Origin of the sequence: Caballeronia choica, assembly GCF_001544535.1 — a bacterium.
GTDB lineage: Bacteria > Pseudomonadota > Gammaproteobacteria > Burkholderiales > Burkholderiaceae > Caballeronia > Caballeronia choica.
The window spans coordinates 16,393-35,525 of the sequence record NZ_FCON02000055.1; the positions used below are offsets into that span (position 1 = coordinate 16,393).

The 19,133-nt window shown below is 65.3% G+C and carries 15 protein-coding genes; 6 read left to right on the top strand and 9 right to left on the bottom strand.

Annotated elements, in window-relative coordinates:
• The first annotated feature begins 92 nt into the window (after positions 1 to 92).
• Positions 93 to 854 carry a glycosyltransferase family 2 protein gene (locus AWB68_RS22775; RefSeq protein WP_087646632.1) on the top strand — a complete coding sequence of 254 codons (762 nt, stop codon included), beginning with the start codon at positions 93 to 95 and terminating at the stop codon, positions 852 to 854.
• A gap of 3 nt (positions 855 to 857) precedes the next feature.
• Here AWB68_RS22775 and AWB68_RS22780 read toward each other — a convergent pair whose 3' ends face one another.
• Both AWB68_RS22780 and dnaE read right to left on the bottom strand, forming a co-directional pair.
• The gene (locus tag AWB68_RS22780) at positions 858 to 1,928 is read right to left on the bottom strand and encodes a glycosyltransferase (RefSeq protein ID WP_087646609.1); all 1,071 of its coding nucleotides are present in this window, start codon (positions 1,926 to 1,928) and stop codon (positions 858 to 860) included.
• On the bottom strand, positions 1,928 to 5,482 hold the full coding sequence (gene dnaE, locus AWB68_RS22785; protein WP_200828766.1) for a DNA polymerase III subunit alpha: 3,555 nt from the start codon (positions 5,480 to 5,482) through the stop codon (positions 1,928 to 1,930). Before dnaE ends, AWB68_RS22780 begins: the two co-directional genes overlap by 1 nt.
• A 217-nt stretch (positions 5,483 to 5,699) precedes the next feature.
• Here dnaE and AWB68_RS22790 point away from each other — a divergent pair, with 217 nt between their 5' ends.
• On the top strand, positions 5,700 to 6,566 hold the full coding sequence (locus AWB68_RS22790; RefSeq protein WP_087646611.1) for a sulfurtransferase: 867 nt from the start codon (positions 5,700 to 5,702) through the stop codon (positions 6,564 to 6,566).
• On the top strand, positions 6,563 to 7,438 hold the full coding sequence (gene gluQRS, locus AWB68_RS22795) for a tRNA glutamyl-Q(34) synthetase GluQRS (RefSeq protein WP_087646612.1): 876 nt from the start codon (positions 6,563 to 6,565) through the stop codon (positions 7,436 to 7,438). Before AWB68_RS22790 ends, gluQRS begins: the two co-directional genes overlap by 4 nt.
• Before the next feature lie 46 nt (positions 7,439 to 7,484).
• Here the strand turns inward: gluQRS and AWB68_RS22800 are convergent, their stop codons facing one another.
• The 4 genes from AWB68_RS22800 to purT form a co-directional block, all read right to left on the bottom strand.
• Positions 7,485 to 8,999: a DEAD/DEAH box helicase gene (locus AWB68_RS22800; RefSeq protein WP_200828762.1), complete on the bottom strand. Its 1,515-nt coding sequence runs from the start codon at positions 8,997 to 8,999 to the stop codon at positions 7,485 to 7,487.
• Between the two features lie 451 nt (positions 9,000 to 9,450).
• The gene (locus AWB68_RS22805; RefSeq protein ID WP_200828763.1) at positions 9,451 to 9,822 is read right to left on the bottom strand and encodes an MliC family protein; all 372 of its coding nucleotides are present in this window, start codon (positions 9,820 to 9,822) and stop codon (positions 9,451 to 9,453) included.
• A 28-nt stretch (positions 9,823 to 9,850) separates the two neighbouring features.
• Positions 9,851 to 10,018, bottom strand: a complete 168-nt coding sequence (locus tag AWB68_RS48900; RefSeq protein ID WP_200828764.1) for a DUF6726 family protein — start codon at positions 10,016 to 10,018, stop codon at positions 9,851 to 9,853.
• A gap of 44 nt (positions 10,019 to 10,062) precedes the next feature.
• Positions 10,063 to 11,289, bottom strand: a complete 1,227-nt coding sequence (purT, locus tag AWB68_RS22810; protein WP_087646613.1) for a formate-dependent phosphoribosylglycinamide formyltransferase — start codon at positions 11,287 to 11,289, stop codon at positions 10,063 to 10,065.
• A 212-nt stretch (positions 11,290 to 11,501) separates the two neighbouring features.
• Between purT and AWB68_RS22815 the strand changes: the two genes are divergently transcribed.
• Both AWB68_RS22815 and AWB68_RS51885 read left to right on the top strand, forming a co-directional pair.
• Complete coding sequence (locus tag AWB68_RS22815) at positions 11,502 to 12,086, top strand: META domain-containing protein (RefSeq protein WP_087646614.1); 585 nt, start codon at positions 11,502 to 11,504, stop codon at positions 12,084 to 12,086.
• A 177-nt stretch (positions 12,087 to 12,263) separates the two neighbouring features.
• Complete coding sequence (locus tag AWB68_RS51885) at positions 12,264 to 15,782, top strand: DNA translocase FtsK (protein ID WP_087646615.1); 3,519 nt, start codon at positions 12,264 to 12,266, stop codon at positions 15,780 to 15,782.
• A gap of 37 nt (positions 15,783 to 15,819) precedes the next feature.
• On the opposite strand, the gene AWB68_RS22825 is transcribed toward AWB68_RS51885, so the two are convergent.
• Entirely contained in the window at positions 15,820 to 16,884 is a 1,065-nt protein-coding gene (locus tag AWB68_RS22825) for a transporter (RefSeq protein ID WP_235028455.1), read from the bottom strand.
• Positions 16,885 to 16,975: 91 nt separating this feature from the next.
• Complete coding sequence (locus AWB68_RS22830; protein WP_235028457.1) at positions 16,976 to 18,166, bottom strand: lactonase family protein; 1,191 nt, start codon at positions 18,164 to 18,166, stop codon at positions 16,976 to 16,978.
• A 306-nt stretch (positions 18,167 to 18,472) separates the two neighbouring features.
• Between AWB68_RS22830 and AWB68_RS22835 the strand changes: the two genes are divergently transcribed.
• A complete protein-coding gene (locus AWB68_RS22835; protein WP_087646617.1) occupies positions 18,473 to 18,625 on the top strand; it encodes a DUF3096 domain-containing protein in 153 nt (50 codons plus the stop codon).
• 185 nt (positions 18,626 to 18,810) lie between these two features.
• Here AWB68_RS22835 and AWB68_RS22840 read toward each other — a convergent pair whose 3' ends face one another.
• Positions 18,811 to 19,059: a hypothetical protein gene (locus tag AWB68_RS22840; RefSeq protein WP_087646618.1), complete on the bottom strand. Its 249-nt coding sequence runs from the start codon at positions 19,057 to 19,059 to the stop codon at positions 18,811 to 18,813.
• Between the last annotated feature and the right edge of the window lie 74 nt (positions 19,060 to 19,133).

Genomic DNA, 19,133 nt, shown 5'->3' on the forward strand with positions numbered 1-19,133 from the left:
TCGCGTCCGGTCGCCGAACTCCGCTCCCTCAACGGCGGCCCTTGCCCGCAAGCGGCGCGCCCATGCGTCCGCGCGAACTCCTGACTCGCCCCATGAACCAGCCCACGCTCGGCGTCGCCCTCATTACCCGCAACGCAGCGGCGCGTCTCGCTCAATGCCTGCAGGCCGTCTCCTTCGCCGACGAGATCGTCGTCGTCGACAGCGGCAGCACCGACGCGACGGTCGGCATCGCCGAAGCGCATCGCGCGCGCGTCATCGAAGCGCACGACTGGCCGGGTTTCGGCCCGCAGAAAAACCGCGCGCTCGACGCCCTGTCGACCGACTGGATCCTCTCCATCGACGCCGACGAAGTCGTCTCGCCGGAACTCGCCGCGTCGATCCGCGCGGCAATCCGCGACCCTCACGCCGACGCGTACCTGCTCGACCGGCTATCGAGTTTCTGCGGCGTGTGGGTAAAGCACAGCGGCTGGTATCCCGACTGGATTCCGCGCCTGTTCAAGCGCGGCACCGCGCGCTTTTCCGACGATCTCGTGCACGAGCGGCTCGTGCTGTCCGATTCGGCGCAGACCGCGCGACTCAAGGGACAACTGATGCATTACTCGTACGAGGATTTCGAGACCGTATTGCGCAAGCTCGACGACTATTCGACCGCGGGCGCGCTGCAACGCCATGCCGCGGGCAAGCGCGGCAGTTTCGGCGTCGCGGTGTCGCGCGGGTTTTGGGCGTTTGTGAGGACCTACTTTCTGCGGCGCGGCTTTCTCGACGGCCGCACCGGCTTCATGATCGCGCTCTTCAATGCGCAGACCGTCTACTACCGTTTCCTGAAGCTCGCCCATCTGAACAAGACGCGTTGAATATCAGCGCTTCGCGTGGATGTCCTTCGCGAGCGCGATCAACTCCGCGACATGCGCGGAGACATCCGCGTCGTAAAGAACGGCGTCACGCGCGACGCTCGTGTGCGAATCCGGCGATTCGACCGCCCGCGCGATGACGCGGCGCAGGTCCGCCGCGTCGCCGGGCTTGAAGACATGCTTGGCATGCGCCGCAATCGCGTCGCAGCAGCCGATGCTTGCCGGGATGATCACCGGCGTTCCGCACATCACCGATTCCACGCCGACGAGCCCGAACGGCTCGTAGCTCGACGCAAGAATGGTGAAGTCGGCGGCGCGGTAGCAATTCTCGATGTCCGGCACGTAGCCGATATGGCGCACCCGTTCCGAGGCTCGGTCGAGCGGCCGCCCGGCGACGGCGACCACCACCGGCAGACGGCTACCCGCCAGCGCCTCCTCGATGAGCGGCAAGCCCTTGCGCACATGGCTGCTCGACGGAAACAGCAGGACGATTTCGTCGTCGGCGAAACCGAAGCGCTTGCGCAAACCCGCACGCGCGGACGCATCGACGGGTGAAAAGCGCGCGCTGTCGACGGGCGGATAAAGCACGCGGATCTTCGCTTCATCGACGCCATAGAGCGTGCGCAATTCGTCCTGCATCAGCTTCGAATGCGCGACGATCACGCGCGCCGCGCGGTACTGCCGCCTTTCGAGTTCGATCTGGCGCCGGTCCGACGGCTTTTCGCGGCGCCCGGTGGCGTTGAGAAAGCCGATATGCGTGCCGCCGCAAATCGCAATCTCCGACGACTCCACGCGATTGCAGCCGATCAGCACATCCACGTTTGCCTTGCGACGCGCGCGTTCGAGCACCCACGAAAACCAGGTGTCGCGCAACTTGCCGGGCAAGAAGCCGACGCTGATCCGATGCGCCTCGACGAGCTTCGTCTCCGCAAGCGCCGGGTCGATCTTGCGCGCAAAGAACGCCGGCTTGAGACTGCCCGTGAAACCGGCGTCCGCGAGGCCGCGCACGAGGTCCATCGCGTAACGCTCCAGACCGCCGCTCAAGCGCAGCGCGTTGGCGGAGATGCCGATTTTCATCAATAGACGATCTCGATCGAGCTGCCGGCGAGTTCGCCGCGCAGCGCCGTGATCAGATCGTCGGTGGGCTTGACGCGCCAGGCATCGCCGAGACGTACTTCGCCTTCGGCGTGCTCGCTGCGATACACGATGCTCACGTTCAGTCCGTTCGGGATATGCACCGGCTGCCGCTGCGGCCGGCCGCCATCGCGCTCGCCGCCGCGCGGCCCGCGTGACGGCATTTGTACCGCCGCCGGCGCCCGCTCTTCGGGGCCCGCGCAATGCGCTTCGAGCACGCGCTTCAGGCGCTGCGCATCGGCGTTGCCGTTCATTTCGACCTTGACTGCCTGCGCGTAACGACTGCGCGCACGTTCGAGATCCATCGCCGATTCCACCGTGAAGCGGATGCCGCCCGTGAACGCGTCGTTGCGCGCCTGCCCCTGCACGACGAGCAATTCGTCTTCCTTGAAGAGCGCCTTGTTGGCCTCGAACTGTTCGTTGAAGACGGTGACTTCGCACTGGCCGGTGCCGTCGTCGAGATTGACGATCAGCATCTTGCCGCGCTGGGTCATCTGCGTGCGCATCATCGTGATGACGCCCCCGACGAGCTTGTCGCGCCCTTCCTTCAGCTCGCCGATCTTCTGCCGGACGAAGCGGCGCACTTCGGACTTGTAGGCGTCGAACAGATGACCCGACAGATAGAAGCCGAGCGCCGTCTTTTCTTCCTGCAGGCGCTTCTTGTCCGACCACGCGAGTTCGTCGACGAGATCGTGGCCCTGCTGCGGTTCGTCGCCCATGTCGAAGAGACCGGCCTGCATCGCGTTGGCGGAGGCCTGTTCGGCGGCTTCCATCGCGAGCGGGACCGAGGCGATCAACTGCGCGCGGTTCTCGTGCAGCGAATCGAACGCGCCGGCGCGAATCAGGGCCTCGACCGTGCGACGGTTCACCACGCGCCGGTCCACCCGCATGCAGAAGTCGAACAGGTCGGTGAACCGCGCTTCCTCGCGCACGCGGAGGATTTCCTCGATCGCGTTCTGGCCGCTGCCTTTCACGGCGCCGAGACCGTAGCGGATCGTTTTCGAACGCTTGCCGTCGGCTTCCGCGACCGGTTCGAACCGGTATGCCGACTGGTTGATGTTCGGCGGCAGCACCGACATGCCGTTGACGATGCAATCCTCGAAGAGGATCTTGACCTTGTCGGTGTCGTCCATGGCGAGCGACAGGTTGGCCGCCATGAATTCGGCCGGATGGTGCGCCTTGAGCCACGCCGTGAAGTACGCGAGCAGCGCGTAGGCCGCCGCGTGCGACTTGTTGAATCCGTAGCCAGCGAATTTCTCCATCAAGTCGAAGATTTCGTCGGCTTTTTCGGCGCTCAGGCCGTTTTTCGCCGCGCCCTGCCGGAACAGTTCGCGATGCTCCGCCATCTCCTCGGCTTTCTTCTTGCCCATCGCGCGGCGCAGCAAGTCGGCGCCGCCGAGCGAGTAGCCGCCGATGATCTGCGCCATCTGCATCACCTGCTCCTGGTAGACCATGATGCCATAGGTCTCTTTCAGGACAGATTCGACGCGCGGATCCGGATATTCGACAATCTCGCGCCCGTGTTTCCGTGCGCAGAAACTCGGGATCAGGTCCATCGGGCCCGGACGATACAACGCGACGAGCGCGATGATGTCTTCGAAGCGATCGGGCTGCGCGTCCTTGAGCATGCCCTGCATGCCGCGGCTTTCCAACTGGAACACGGCGACCGTGTTCGCCTTCTTGAGAATCGAGAACGAAGCCGGATCGTCGAGCGGAACCTGCGCGAGGTTCCAGTTTTCCTTCGACGGATCGAGCCGGCGGATATAGCGCTCGGCCCAGTCGAGGATCGTGAGCGTGGTCAGGCCCAGAAAGTCGAACTTCACCAGCCCGACGGCTTCCACGTCGTCCTTGTCGTACTGGCTGACGACGCCGCCGTCCTCGCCCTGCGTGTAGAGCGGACAGAAGTCGGTGAGCTTGCCGGGCGCGATCAGCACGCCGCCCGCGTGCATGCCGACGTTACGCGTCAGGCCCTCGACGCGCTGCGCGAGTTCGAGCAACTGATGCACTTCGTCTTCGTTGTCGAAGCGTTCCTGGAGCGCCGGCTCTTCCTTCATCGCGTCGGCGATCGTGACGTGCTTGCCCGGCTTGAACGGGATCAGCTTCGCGATGCCGTCGGTGAACATATAGCCGAGATCGAGCACGCGGCCGATGTCGCGCACCGCCGCCTTCGCGGCCATCGTGCCGAAGGTCGCGATCTGCGAGACGGCATCCGCGCCGTACTTCTGCTTCACGTACTGAATGACGCGGTCGCGCCCTTCCTGGCAGAAGTCGATGTCGAAGTCGGGCATCGACACGCGTTCCGGATTCAGGAAGCGCTCGAACAGCAGGTTGTAGCGCAGCGGGTCGAGATCGGTGATGCCAAGCGCATACGCGACGAGCGAACCCGCGCCCGAACCGCGCCCCGGGCCAACCGGCACGCCGTTGTTCTTCGCCCACATGATGAAGTCCGCGACGATCAGGAAGTAGCCCGGAAAGCCCATCTTGATGATCGTGCCGCACTCGAAATCGAGCCGTGCGTAGTAAGTCTCGCGCTGCTTCTCACGCTCGGCTTCGTCGGGATAGAGCTGCGCGAGCCGCACTTCCAGCCCGTCCTTTGACAACTGCACGAGGTAGTCGTCGAGCGACATGCCATCGGGCGTCGGGAACAGCGGCAGCTTTGGCTTGCCGAGTTCGAGTGTCAGATTGCAGCGCTTCGCGATCTCGACGGTATTCGCGATAGCCGACGGAATGTCTGCGAAAAGCGCGCACATCTCGTCCTGCGTGCGGAAATACTGGTCCGTCGTGAAGCGCTTTTGACGGCGCGGATTCGCGAGAATGTCGCCTTCCGAGATGCACACGCGTGCTTCGTGCGCGGTGAAATCGTCGGGGGTCATATATTGCAGCGGATGCGTCGCGACGACCGGCAGCTTCAGCTTCGCCGCGAGCGCGACAGCCTGCTGGATGTAAGTCTCCGCGCCAGGCTGCCCGGCGCGCTGCAATTCGATGTAGAACGCGTTCGGAAAAAGCTTCGCCCAGCGTTCGGCATGGCGCGCCGCCGCCTGGTCGTTGCCGGCGGCGAACGCCATGCCGATGTCGCCCTGCTGCGCGCCCGAGATCGCCAGCAAGCCCTCGGCGAGACCGCCATCGAGCCACTCGAACTCGACCTCCGCGCGCCCGCGATACTGGTTCGTCAGCCACGCGCGGCTCAGCAATTCGCAAAGATTGAGATAGCCGGTCTTGTTCCGCACGAGCAAGACGAGACGCGAAGGCTTGTCCCGGTCGGCCGGATTCGTGATCCAGACATCGCAGCCGGCAATGGGTTTGACCCCTTTGCCGCGCGCCTCCTTGTAGAAGCGAACGAGACCGAACGCATTGCCGAGATCGGTGAGCGCGAGCGCGCCCTGTCCGTCTTTGGCAGCGGCTTTGACGACGTCGTCGAGACGCACGATGCCATCGGCAATCGAGAACTCGGAGTGGACGCGGAGATGAACGAAACGAGGATCTGACATGGGCGATATTGTACATGCGCCTCTTCGCGAAATTCGCGCGGACGCCCGCGTTAGCCGTTCGGACAAGGCTCGCTTCATCCCGAAAATAGGCCGATGAAATAAGCGACGGAAGGTGCGGCGGATTGACCGATCGGCCGAGTCGGGTGACGGCGCGGTTTGCGGGATAATACGGGTTTGGCGAAATGCCGGACTTTCCGGCTGCGCCGGTTTTTAAAGCAACCCGAACATGAATATCCTCAACCTCTCCGCCTACAAATTCGTCACCATCGACGACGGCCCCGCGTGGCGCCCGCTCGTCACCGAACGTTGCAACGCGCTTGGCCTGAGAGGCACGATCCTGCTGGCGCCGGAGGGCATCAACCTGTTTATCGCGGGCGCGATCGAAAACGTCCGCACGTTCATCGACTACATTCGCACCGACGCGCTCTTCGAGGGCAAATTCGCCGACTTGCAGTTCAAGGAAAGCCTCTCGGAGAAGCAGCCGTTTCGCCGCATGCTGGTGAAGCTCAAGCGCGAAATCATCACGATGAAAAAGCCCGCGATCAGGCCGGAACTCGGCCGCGCGCCGTTCGTCGATGCGCCGACGCTCAAAACGTGGCTCGATCGCGGCCACGATGACGAAGGCCGCCCGGTCGTCATGCTGGATACGCGCAATGCATTCGAAGTCGATGTCGGCACGTTCGACAACGCGCTCGACTACCGCATCACGAAGTTCAGCGAGTTTCCCGAAGTGATCGAGCAGAATCGCGCCGACCTGGAAGGCAAGACGGTGGTGTCGTTCTGCACCGGCGGAATTCGCTGCGAAAAGGCAGCGATTCACATGAAGGAAGTCGGCATCGATCACGTGTACCAGCTCGAGGGCGGCATTCTCAAGTACTTCGAGGAAGTCGGCGGCGCGCATTACAACGGCGAATGTTTTGTCTTCGATTACCGCACGGCGCTCAATCCGAATCTCGAACCGACCGCGACTTCGCAGTGCTTCGGTTGCCGGGCGGTGGTGAGCGTCGAGGATCAGAAGTCAGCGTATTACGTGCCGGGCAAGACCTGCCCGTCGTGCCATCCGGAAGCTCGCGAGGAGTCGCAAGCGGCGTGAGCGGCTATCGCGGACGCTTCGCGCCCTCGCCGACCGGGCCGCTGCATATCGGCTCGCTCGTGAGCGCGCTCGCGAGCTATCTCGATGCACGAGCGCATCGGGGAGCGTGGATCGTGCGGATCGAGGACGTCGACGGTCCGCGCACCGTGCCGGACGCTGCCCGCGACATTCTCTCGGGCCTCGCACGATTCGGCATGCATTCGGACGAGCCGCCCGTGTGGCAAAGCCAGCGTGAGGCCGCGTATGAACATGCGTTCGACCGCCTGCAGGCGACGGGCCTCATCTATCCATGCGGCTGTACGCGCCGCGAAATCGCCGATTCGCTTTTGAACGCGCACGCGCGGCACGCGACGCTCGCCTATCCGGGCACCTGTCGCGACGGTCTGCACGGCCGCGCGCCTCGCGCGTGGCGGCTGCGCGTGCCCGATGGGGAGGCTGCGCACGCGAGGTTCGTCGATCGCTGGCAGGGCGCGCAAGCGCAGGATCTGGCGACGGAAGTCGGCGATTTCGTGCTGAAACGCGCGGATGGCGTGTGGGCGTATCAACTGGCGGTCGTCGTCGACGATGCCGAGGCTCGCATTACGCATGTGGTGCGCGGCGCCGACCTGCTCGATTCCACCGCGCGGCAGATTTATTTGCAGCAATGCCTCGGCGTGCCGACGCCCGCTTATCTGCATGTGCCCGTCGTCACGAACGAGGAAGGCGAGAAGCTCAGCAAGCAGACGGGCGCGACGGCGCTGGATATCGACGACCCCGTCGCCACACTGGCCGTTGCGGCCCGGCATTTGGGTATCGAAATTCGCGACGCGGGTTCGCTCGATGCTTTTTACGCGGCCGCAACGGCCGAATGGGCGAAACGATTCGGGCCGTAAACGCAAAAAAGCGGCATCGCTGCCGCTTCTCACACTGCTCACAATCTCACGAAGAGGTCGTCTTCCGCGGCATCCCCAAACCGCCCAGCAATGCCGCCAATGGCTGCTTCGGCGTACTCTTGCGCTCGAGTTCGACGGCTTCGTCGTGCCGCTTGACCGACGACGGCGACGGTTCATAAGGCTTCAGGAAGAACTCGTCGATCGGCTGCTGACGCGCATGCGATCGCTCGAACGATGTCGCGCGCCGGCGGCTTCCCGATTCCTCGCGCGCATGGCGATGCTCGCCGCGCTCGGGCCGGGCCGGCCGTTCGTCGCGGCGCGAGCTTTCACGGCGTAGCGGCGTCGTGACCGTCAGCGTCTGGACTTCGAGCGGACGCTTGATCAGCTTCTCGATGTCGGCGAGCTGCTTCTTCTCGTTTGCGCTGCAAAGCGACAGCGCATCGCCCGACGCGCCCGCGCGGCCCGTACGGCCGATGCGGTGCACGTAATCCTCGGCGTTGAACGGCAGGTCGAAGTTGATCACGGCCGGCAGTTCCACGATATCGAGACCGCGCGCGGCCACATCGGTTGCGACCAGCGCCTCGATTTCGCCACGCTTGAACGCGTCGAGCGCCTGCATGCGCTCGCCCTGCGTGCGGTCGCCGTGAATCGCGGTCGCGATGATGCCGTCGCGTTCCAGCACCCGCGAGAGCCGGCTCGCGCCGATCTTGCTGTTGCAGAACACGAGCACCTGCTTCAAGCCGCGCTCGCGGATCAATTGCGCGACGGCGCCCGACTTGTCGCTCTCGTGCACTTCGAACACGATCTGGCGCACGTTGGTCGCGGTCGAATTGCTGCGCGCGACTTCGATCGTCTGCGGATTGCGCAGATAGGTTGCCGCGAGTTTCTTGATTTCGCCCGAGAACGTAGCGGAGAACAACAGCGTCTGACGTTCCTTCGGCAGCAGGTTCAGGATGCGCTGCAGGTCCGGCAGGAAGCCCATGTCGAGCATGCGGTCGGCTTCGTCGAGAACGAGGATCTGCACCTGGCCGAGGTTCAGCGTCTTTTGCTGGACGTGGTCGAGGAGCCGCCCTGGCGTCGCGATCAGGATTTCGACGCCGCGCCTGAGCGCCTCCGACTGCGGATTCATGTCGACGCCACCGAACACCACCGTGCTGCGCAGCGGCGTGTGCTTCGAGTAGGCCTGCACGTTGGCGGCGACCTGGTCGGCGAGTTCGCGCGTCGGCGTGAGGATCAGCGCACGCACGGGATGGCGCGCGGGCGATGCGCTCGTGTTCGCCTGCGGCAGAAGGCGCTGGATGATCGGCAGCGAAAAACTCGCCGTCTTGCCGGTGCCGGTCTGCGCCGCGCCCATCACGTCGCGGCCGGCCAGCACCACGGGAATCGCCTGCGCCTGGATCGGCGTCGGGATCGTGTAGCCGGATTCGGTCACCGCCTTCAGGATGTCGGCGGACAAACCGAACTGGTCGAACGTGGGCGCGGCTGCGGCGGGTGCGTTGGGGGTCCCGGGTGCGGCTTCGGGGGCAGCGGCGGACGTGTTCGTGGAGACGGAATCGGACATGGTGACTATCTGGCTTTCGCTAAAAATGCGCCAGAGGCGGCGCGTGCAGCGGTGAATATGCGTGAATTCGTTCGGGTGCGCGGCAAATGGGCGCCTGGATCGGACGGCCCGGGGCTCGTTCGCGTCGAGTCTGCCGGATGCGCTGGGCAGTGCGCCCTCGGCGCCGTTCGCGCTGTCTTCAAACAGCGTTTCGATGCATGTTTGCGCGCCGCGCCTTCGGGATTGGCCCTCTTGGCTTACAGCGGCGTCGCCTGCTTCAGGCGTGCTTTCAGCCCGCTTCGTGACCCATCAGGCTGGCGGCAAGGCCCACCGCCGAAAGCCGCACATTGTAGCACTCCGCCCGTGACGGTTCCGGGTACCCATCGGACGGTCCGGCTGGCGCCGTCACGGTCCGGGCGCTCGCTTCGGCCCATTCCGGAGGGCCATCAGCCGTCACTTCGACATGTCATCCCTATTTACCGCGCGCCTTGCAGTCCGCCAGAAGCGGCGGCCCGTTCGGATCGCCCATGCCATTCGACAGGTTCCCTTGCGGGCCCTTCGTCCACCACGTGTACTGGTCGGCCACGTAGCGCGAGCCCGAACCCGACATCACGTTTACAAACAGCAACTTGCGCCCGTCGACGGTCAAGAGCGCGAAGCTCTGCCGATTCTTCGTGTTGGTGTAGCGGACGCTCACGCTCTTGCCATCCTTGCAGTCGTATTTGACCGTCTGCGACGACCCTTCCTGGATTTGCGGCACGGTCAGCGGCATCGCCGATGCCGCGTGAGCGCCGACGAATGCGGCGAACGCCGCGCACAGCTTCCTGATTGTTCGATTCGCCATCGCGGCCCCGTCTATTGGATCTCGCTCATCAATCGATGATATCCGCACAGGCATCGGTCGGCGCGGCCGCCACATGCCCGACCAGCGGCACCGCCTTCAAAACCGCCGAAGTCACCCGGCACGGCGCGGCAGCGACACCGCAGCCGCTCAAACCCAGACACGCAGCGCAAAGCGCCGCCAGAACACACAATTTCACCCTGCCACTCCTTACGCTCTCTTGCGAGAGCACTTCAAGATCCGTCACCTTGTCGAGACGGGTTTCACTTTCGCTGCCGCCAGCCGGGCTCGCTCGCGCGCTTCGTCGATGTCGCGCCCCGTTGCGAGCGCGACGCCCATCCGGCGCTTGTTGAAGCTTTCGGGCTTGCCGAACAGGCGCAGGTCCGAATCGGGCACCGCGAGCGCATCGGCGACACCCTCGAACGCGATCGCCGCTTCATCGAGCCCGCCGTAGATCACCGCCGACGCCCCGGGCGTACGCAACGACGTATCGACCGGCAAGCCGAGGATCGCGCGCGCGTGCAGGTCGAACTCCGAAAACCGCTGCGTCGCGAGCGTGACGAGCCCCGTGTCATGCGGACGCGGGCTCACTTCCGAAAACCAGACATCGTCGCCACGCACGAACAGCTCGACGCCGAAGAGGCCACGCCCGCCGAGCGCCGTCGTGACCTTCGCCGCGACATCGCGCGCCTTGTCGAGCGCGGCCGCGCTCATCGGCTGCGGCTGCCACGATTCCACGTAATCTCCTGCGACCTGCAAATGGCCGATGGGTTCGCAAAAGTATGTGTCAATTGCACCGGTGTGCGGGTTGGTGGCGCGCACGGTCAGTTGCGTGATCTCGTACTCGAAGTCGATGAACCCTTCGACGATCACGCGCCCGCGATTCACGCGGCCGCCCGCCATCGCGTACTGCCAGGCGGGTTCGATATCGGCGTCGCGCTTGAGCACCGACTGTCCCTTGCCCGACGACGACATCACCGGCTTCACGACGCACGGAAAGCCGATCGTCGCGATTGCTGCCTTCATTTCGTCGAGCGATTGCGCGAACGCGTAAGGCGACGTCGGCAGCCCGAGCGTTTCGGCGGCGAGCCGGCGGATGCCTTCGCGATTCATCGTGAGCTGCGTTGCGCGCGCGGTCGGAATCACGACGGCGAGTCCGGCCGCTTCGATCTCCGCGAGCGTGTCGGTTGCGATGGCTTCGATCTCCGGCACGATCAGGTGCGGCGCTTCCTTCTCGACCAGCGCGCGCAGCGCGGCGCCGTCGGTCATGTCGATCACGTGCGAACGATGCGCGACCTGATGGCCGGGCGCGTCGGCGTAGCGGTCCACGGCGATCGTCTCGACGCCAAGCCGCTGCAGCGCGATGATCACTTCCTTGCCGAGCTCGCCCGCGCCGAGCAGCATCACGCGCGTGGCATGGGACGACAAGGGCGTGCCGATGGTGCTTGCTCCATGAGGGGCGGTCTGCATGCGTGCTCCAGGAAGTTGATCCGAACTGGCGGCGATGTTAACACGCACGACCCGGCGCTCGACACTCGTCCGGTCGGCATATTGACAGGCGCTGCGCGAGCGATAACGGCGTCCGCGATCACACGCGACGGGCATGTTGTTGCACAACCACGCTGACAAAATCATAGGACGAGTGCGATACCCTTACGGTTTCGCCAGTTCGAGGATCATCGATGCACACGCAGCCTTCCCTTTCCTTGTCGCGTACTTCATCGCGTTCTCACTCGAACACTTCCGCTCCGGCGTGCAGGTCACGTCCCTCGCGACTTGCCGCTGCTTGCGCCGGGCTCGCACTCGCCGCGCTGCTCGGAGCCTGCACCATGCCGAAACATCCCGACAGCGCCGCCCCGCCGACCGATCCGTACAACCCCGCCGCCACGCAACTGCTCGACGATACGCAGTGGGAACTCACGCGCTGGGCCGACGCAAACGGCGGGGCGCGCGCGATCCCGCACGGCGACAACGGCCAGCCGATCACGCTGGACTTCTCCACCGAGAGCGGCAAGCGTCGCGTGAGCGGGTATTCGGGCTGCAATCGCTACACCGGTGCCTACGACCTGAAGGATGGCAAGCTCACGTTCGGCCCGCTCGCCGGCACGCGCATGGCATGTACGGGCGCGGGCGACGCGCTCGAGCAGCCCTATCTGACCGGGCTCGCGCACATCGCAAAGTCGGGCGTGCAGATGAATCCGCCGCCAACGCTTCAATTGACGCTCGACGATGGACAGGTGCTGACATTCACGCGTCGCGGGAAGTGATGCTGCGCGCTCCGGCCATGCGCTCGTGTCGCGATGCGTTTGCGCACCGTGCCGCTCGCGTTGCATATCGGGTTTGTTGTTCGACTCGATCCGATGGCCGGGCCGTCCATTGCTCGCTTCACCGGTTAAACTCGGCGGCCCGGTCTATGCCGCTTTCCTCATTCGTTGGTTCCTAGCATGCACACGGTAGTTCTCGGCTGGTTCGGCGGGTCAGTCGTCTGGTTTGTTCCTCTCTTGTGGCGACTCGCCAAATCGATGCTCCCCGGCGGCGACGGCCTGCGCGGCCCCGGCACGATCCGGCTGTGGCTCGGCTTCGTCGGCGTGCTGGTCGCCAGCATGGCACTCGAGGGCGCGCTGCTCGGCTCGTTCGAGGCGGCGGCGGGCGTCAATCGTTGCGGGCATGCGCTCGCGAACGCGCTCGCCGGGCTTGCGGGCAGGGTCGGCGGGGGTTCGATCGCGGCCGCCGCGCTGCTCGTTTGCCTGCCGTGGCTGTGCGATTTCCAGTGGCGCTCGGCGATCGGCTGGGCGAACGTTGCTTTCGGGCTCGGATTCAACCCGCAGTGGTTCGACGCGCGTGAAAAGACGCCGCGCGAAAAGCCGTCGCGCAAGCGCAGAGCGCGGGGCGAGCCGGCGCATCGCGCTGGCGGCATCCCGGGACGCATCGCCCATGATGCTCCGATGCTTGGCATGCCGGCGGCCACTAGCCGCGAAGGCGGACGCTATCAGCGGCCGACCGTCTGGCGGCCGCCCGCGATCCAGCGCGGCGATGTGAAGCGGAGCACTGCCGCAGCGTCGCCGTCAGTCGATGTCTTTGCGGATCGCAATGCGAACGCTCCTCGCAACCCGGCACCGGCGACGGGACGCGCGATACCGCGAGACCTCGTCGAACCGGTTGCGCCGATTGGTTGGCTGGGCAGCGGTTCCGGAATGCGCGCGGGGTCGCGCGAAGGCGCGGGATCGTCGAAGGTTGCGAATCCGGGTACGGTACGTCCGGTCACCGCACCCGCGGCATCGCGAGGATTCGTGCGCACTGATGCGCCGGCGGCAGCGCCCAGCGCCGCACCGCGCACGACGGTCGCCGCGAGCGCGGTGCATGCGGTTCAACCGTCGCGATCCTCGGTGAAGCGGCCGGCGGCTTCGATGAGTCGTCCGGCTACGGGCAGCGTTGCGGCACCGTCTGCGGCAACGTCACGTGCGCCCGTGCACTCGCGCCCCGCTGAACCTCCCGGCCCTCTGCCCGCACCGGATTCCATCCAGGCAACGCTGCGCTCAATCGAAGAAAATGCCGCGCGCTGGACAACGCTCGCGGGCGCCGGTCTTGCAAGCGGTCGTGAGCCGCAAGAGAGGCAGCCGGGGTTGCAAGGCGGCTCGGATCACTCGGGCGCGACGCGTGCCGCCGGCGAAACGCCGAAATCCGCGAATGCGCCGCCGATAGGTGATGCCGTGCGTTCGAATGCGATTTCGGCCGCAGGCAGCAGTGCGCCTTCGTTCGCTCTGCACGCAATCACTGGCGATGTCGCCAGTGGCGCGGGGAATGCGCCGACGGAAGCGCGTGTCGCGCCGCCCCCTGTCGACAGCGAGCGTCGTCGTGATGACGAAGCCGCACCTGAAGATGCCCTCAAGAGCGCGCCCGCAGCGACGGCTCTGCGGGAAACCGAGGCCATGCCACAGCGGGTCCCCGGGCAAAACACGCCGTTAGTCTCCGATACGACCGCGACTTCGCTGGCATCGGCCACGCCCGAAGGGTCCGCCCGATCTGACGGTACGCTCACCGGCGAAACGACGGGGGTGGAGGCATTGCAAGCGGCCGCAGCATCTGGCGCAGCGCTCACCGGCACAGCATGGGCGATGACGACACCGCGACCAGCCGCCGCGCTCGAACCGACGCAGCCGCTATCACCGCCGGCACAATCACCCTCCGATACCCTGCCGTGGCTCGCCGCCGTCGTGCGACCCGAAGCCCACCGCCCTGCCCCACCGCTACCGCTGCAAATCGGCAATACGGAAGCCGAAAACGACGACACCAACCCCGCCGCGCATCAACCCGCATCGAACGTGGTGCGTTTCCCCGGCGTAGCGATCGCGCCCACGGCATCGCCAATCGGCGAGCAATCGGCCGAGGAACCGCCCGAAGCCACCCAACCCGGCACGCCCCGCGCTCCCATCCGCGGCTTCACGCCAACCGAATTCGAGTTCCACGCCCCTGCCGCTTCGGCAGTGGAATTACCGGGCTTTGACCTGCTCGAACGCGCATCCGACGACATCGAGCCCGTCTCCGAGGAACGCCTCGCCGAAACCGGCCAGCTGATCGAGCAGCGCCTGCAGGAATTCAAGGTCCCGGTGACGGTCGTCGGCGCGTCGGCGGGGCCGGTCATCACGCGCTTCGAAGTGGAACCCGCGCTCGGCGTGCGCGGCAGCCAGATCGTCGGCCTGATGAAGGACCTGTCGCGCGGGCTCGGCCTCACGTCGATCCGCGTCGTCGAGACGATTCCCGGCAAGACCTGCATGGGCCTCGAATTGCCGAACGCGAAGCGCCAGATGATCCGCCTGTCCGAGATTCTCGAAGACGACGTCTATCGCAATTCGAAATCGAACCTGACGATCGCGATGGGCAAGGACATCGTCGGCAATCCGGTCGTGACCGACCTCGCGCGCGCACCGCACATGCTGGTCGCGGGCACGACGGGCTCGGGCAAGTCGGTGGCGGTCAACGCGATGATCCTTTCGCTGCTCTACAAGGCGAAGCCCGAGGACGTGCGCCTCATCATGATCGACCCGAAGATGCTGGAGCTGTCGGTCTATGAAGGCATTCCGCACCTGCTCGCGCCCGTCGTCACCGACATGAAGCTCGCGGCCAACGCACTCAACTGGTGTGTCGGCGAGATGGAGAAACGCTACCGGCTGATGTCGGCCGTCGGCGTGCGCAACCTGCAGGGCTTCAACCAGAAGGTGCGCAATGCCGATGCAGCCGGACGGAAGCTCACGAACCCGTTCTCGCTGACGCCCGATGCGCCCGAACCGCTGTCGACGTTGCCGATGATCGTCGTGATCATCGACGAGCTCGCCGACCTGATGATGGTCGCCGGCAAGCAGATCGAGCAGTTGATCGCGCGGCTCGCGCAGAAGGCGCGCGCGGCCGGCATCCACCTGATTCTCGCGACGCAGCGTCCGTCGGTCGACGTGATCACCGGCCTCATCAAGGCGAACATTCCGACGCGCGTGGCGTTCCAGGTGTCGTCGAAGATCGACTCGCGCACGATTCTCGACCAGATGGGCGCCGAGTCGCTGCTGGGTGCGGGCGACATGCTGTTCCTGCCGCCGGGCACGGGCTATCCGCAGCGCGTGCACGGCGCGTTCGTCGCCGACGACGAAGTGCATCGCGTGGTCGAGTACCTGAAGCAGTTCGGCGAGCCGGAATACGAGGAAGGGATTCTGTCGGGACCGGCTTCGGAGGGGGCGGCGCAGGACCTGTTCGGCGAGGCGCCGGATGCTGAAGCCGACCCGCTCTACGACGAAGCCGTATCGTTCGTGGTCCGTACGCGGCGGGCGTCGATCTCGTCGGTGCAGCGACAGTTGCGCATCGGCTATAACCGCGCCGCGCGGCTCGTCGAGCAGATGGAGACGGCCGGCCTCGTCTCGCCGATGGGCAACAACGGCAACCGCGAAGTGCTGGCGCCGCCGGGGCCGGCAGAGTGAGCCGCGCGAGCCGCGTCTCGCTGGAACTCAGCAGATTTCACCAGAGCCGCAGCTTGCGCAACAACCCCAGCGTGATCGCGGCGCATACGGCCATCACGCCCATCACGATCCAGAAGGAAGCCGGCCCGTGCGTCCCGGGCAACCCCGCGACGTTCATCCCGAAGATGCCCGAAATGAGCGTCGCCGGCATCAGCAAGGCGGACATGATCGCGAGCCACAGCAGCTTGCGGTTGATGTCCTCGGAAAGCTGCGCGGCGATCTCGTCCTGCAGCAGCTTGGCCCGTTCATAGAGCCCTTCGAGCCCCGAGCCGAGGCCGTTCAGCACCTGGATCGCCTGGATCAGCGCTTCCATCGAGCGCGGCTCGGCCCAGTCGAGCCGTCGCGTAACGAGTTGCGTGAGCGCGTTGCGTTCGGGATCGATGAAGCGCTTCACCTCGACGAGCCGTCGCCGCACGTCGCCCAGTTCCGCGCGCAGGATCGAATGCCGGCCATCGAGCACGCCCTCCTCCACGTCGTCGAGGCGGTCGCCGAGTTCGTCGATGCGATCGGCAAAGGTTTCATTGAGCGCGCGGATCAGACCCGCGAACAGATCGACGGTATCGCGGAAGTACGCGCCTTCGAGCACCGCGTGACGCAGCCGGTCGGTCGATTGCAGCGGCTGCGCGCGCACGGTGATCATCCGGTGGCTGTCGACGTAGAAGCGCAGCGCGCCGGTCGCGCGCCTCGACGCGCGCACCTGGGGATCGGCCTCGACGCTGCCCGTCGGCGACACTACCGCGCGCTCGACATCCGCGACCACGCCGTACACGAAGTTCGAACCCATGTGCACGCGCGGGCGCTTGTCCTCGCCGTTCAGGAACTCGCGCGCGATGTCGGGCATCGACGTGACGCCGGTCAGCCAGTTCTCGACGGTGTCGTCGTTGGCGCTCAGGTGCAGCCACGTGGGACCGTCGCCGGCGATCTCGGCGCGCGCCTCGTCCCATGACAGTCGCACCGCCTCGGGGCCGGAGAAGCGAAACGCGGTGATGAAGCCGGTGGGGACGGGGCGGTTTTTGTCGGCTTGGGCGCGATTGCTGTCCAGTTCGATATTGCGGCTGTTCAACGTTTCGTTTCCTTTCGCGTCATGGGGACGGCGTACCGCCGGGGATTGGGGCGCTGTGTACACCATACACCCCAATCCCAGGCGCCGGCGTTCACGACGGCGACACCAGCTTGAAGTCCACCGGCGACCCGATTTCGAGCCGCTTCGGATCGGATGCGAGTTCCCCGGTTTGCGGATCGCGGCGGAAGAAATAGACGCTGTCGCTATCCTGGTTGCCGACGATCAGCCAGCGCCCGCTCGGGTCGATCGTGAATTCGCGCGGCGTCTTGCCGAGCGTCGGGTGACGTCCGACGAGCTTCAGGTGTCCATTCGACGCATCGACGGCGAAGGTCACGAGTTCGTTGACGTCGCCGCGATTGGTCGCGTAGACGAAGCGCCCGTCCGGCGACAAGTGGATCGCGCCGCCGCCGATCTTGCCCTTGAAGCCGGGCGCGGTCATCGACACGCTCTGGACCGGCGTGAGCTTGCCGTCGCGATAGTCGAACACGATGACCGACGCGTTCATCTCCGTCGTCAGGTAGGCGTGGGTTCCGCTCGCGTCGAAGATCAGGTGGCGCGGGCCGGCGCCGGGCTTGATCGTCGTGTAGCGGGTGTCGGTCGGGCCGAGGAGGCCGCGGCTGCCGTCGGGCGTATAGCGGTATGCGTAGACCTTGTCCGCGCCCAGGTCCTGCGCGAAGAGATAGCGTCCGTCGGGCGAGAACACGGTCGAGTGCACGTGCGAGTTGTCCTGCCTCCCCTTCACCGGACCGCCGCCTTCGTGGTGCACCGTCAGCACCGAGGGCCCGACCTCGCCGTTCGACTTCAGCGGGAACATGGCGAAGCTGCCGCCCGGGTTCGCGGCGACCGAATAGTTGGCGGTCAGCAAGTAGCGTCCGTCGGGCGATATCGCGAGATAGCAGGGATCGTTGCCAGCGGACGAGACCTTGTCGAGAAACGTCAGTTGACCGCTCTGCCGGTCGAAGTGAAACGCGCTGATGCCGCCGCGCTGCGAGGCCGGGCCGTTGTCGCCCGGGAGTTCGTTGACGGCGTAGACGTACTGGCGGTCACGGCTCACGATGAGATACGACGGGTTCACCGCCTGCGCCGACGCCAGGCGCGTGAGGTCGCCGTTCTTCGTGTCGAAGCGATACACGTAGATGCCTTCGCTCTTGCCGCTGCCGGTATAGGTGCCGATCAGCAGATCGTAGACGCCATCGGCGGACGCGGACGCCGCCATCACGGACGAAGCCGTTGCGGAAGGCGTCTGCGCGAACGCCTGAGACGCTGCCAGCGAAACAATCATCGCGAAACCTTTTGCCCATGCAGCGGGCCTGACAGCGAACTTGTGCGATGCTCGGGGCGCCGTGTTGCGCGGCGTTTCGACCATGACCGACGGCTGAACGGAATGCATGTGACCTCCTGATCGTCTGTTTGCGGCTTGTTTTTCGAGGTTATTCAGGTTTTGTTTTCACGGGCGAGATGACAGGTCACGGCGCGGCGCGATTCTTGCCACTGTGATGAACGTCGACCCGCGCAAGATTCGTTCTCCAGGTTGACAAGAAGCATTCACCAGTCAAACCCACGAAGTCATACCAACAAAGGAGTCGCGATGAACATCCACGTTAGCCTGGGCCCGCTCGTATCCCTGATTGCTGGGATTCTCATCCTGATCATGCCGCGGCTGCTCAACTTCATCGTCGCGATTTACCTGATCGTGATCGGCCTCATCGGTTTGTTCGGGCTGGGGGCAGCGCATTTCTGAGCGGAGAGCGGCGTTTCTGTCGTCCGCCCTGCGTCTGACGCCGATTTCGTGGCCGGGTTCCGCGCGTGGCTCAAGGCAATGAGGCGCGGCAAGACGCGGACGAGCAGGATCGTCGAGCGCCGTGCCCGGCTGCTCGTCGATCCTGCGTTCCTGGTCGTATTCGAATGAGGTGCGGTACCGCCGGATCAACCGTGCGCGAGTTGATCGAGACGCAGGCGTCCCTGCAGCGACAGGCCACCGACGGAAATACCGCCGACGCCATAAGTGAAGCGCGTGAAGCAGGCGCGCTCGGTCAGAAAGGCCGCCGCCGTTTCCATGGCGTTGCGAGAAAGACCAAGGTGCTTGTGATCGAGCGGAAGCAGCGAGTCGGCGTCAGAGACGCGGCTTGCTGCGGATAGTATCGCGATGCAGTCGGCTTTCGACGGGTTGAGCATGGGATTCTGTTCCTCGAAAACGATACGCTGAAGACGGATTGTCCAAACGACGATTTGAAGACCAGCAATGCGCC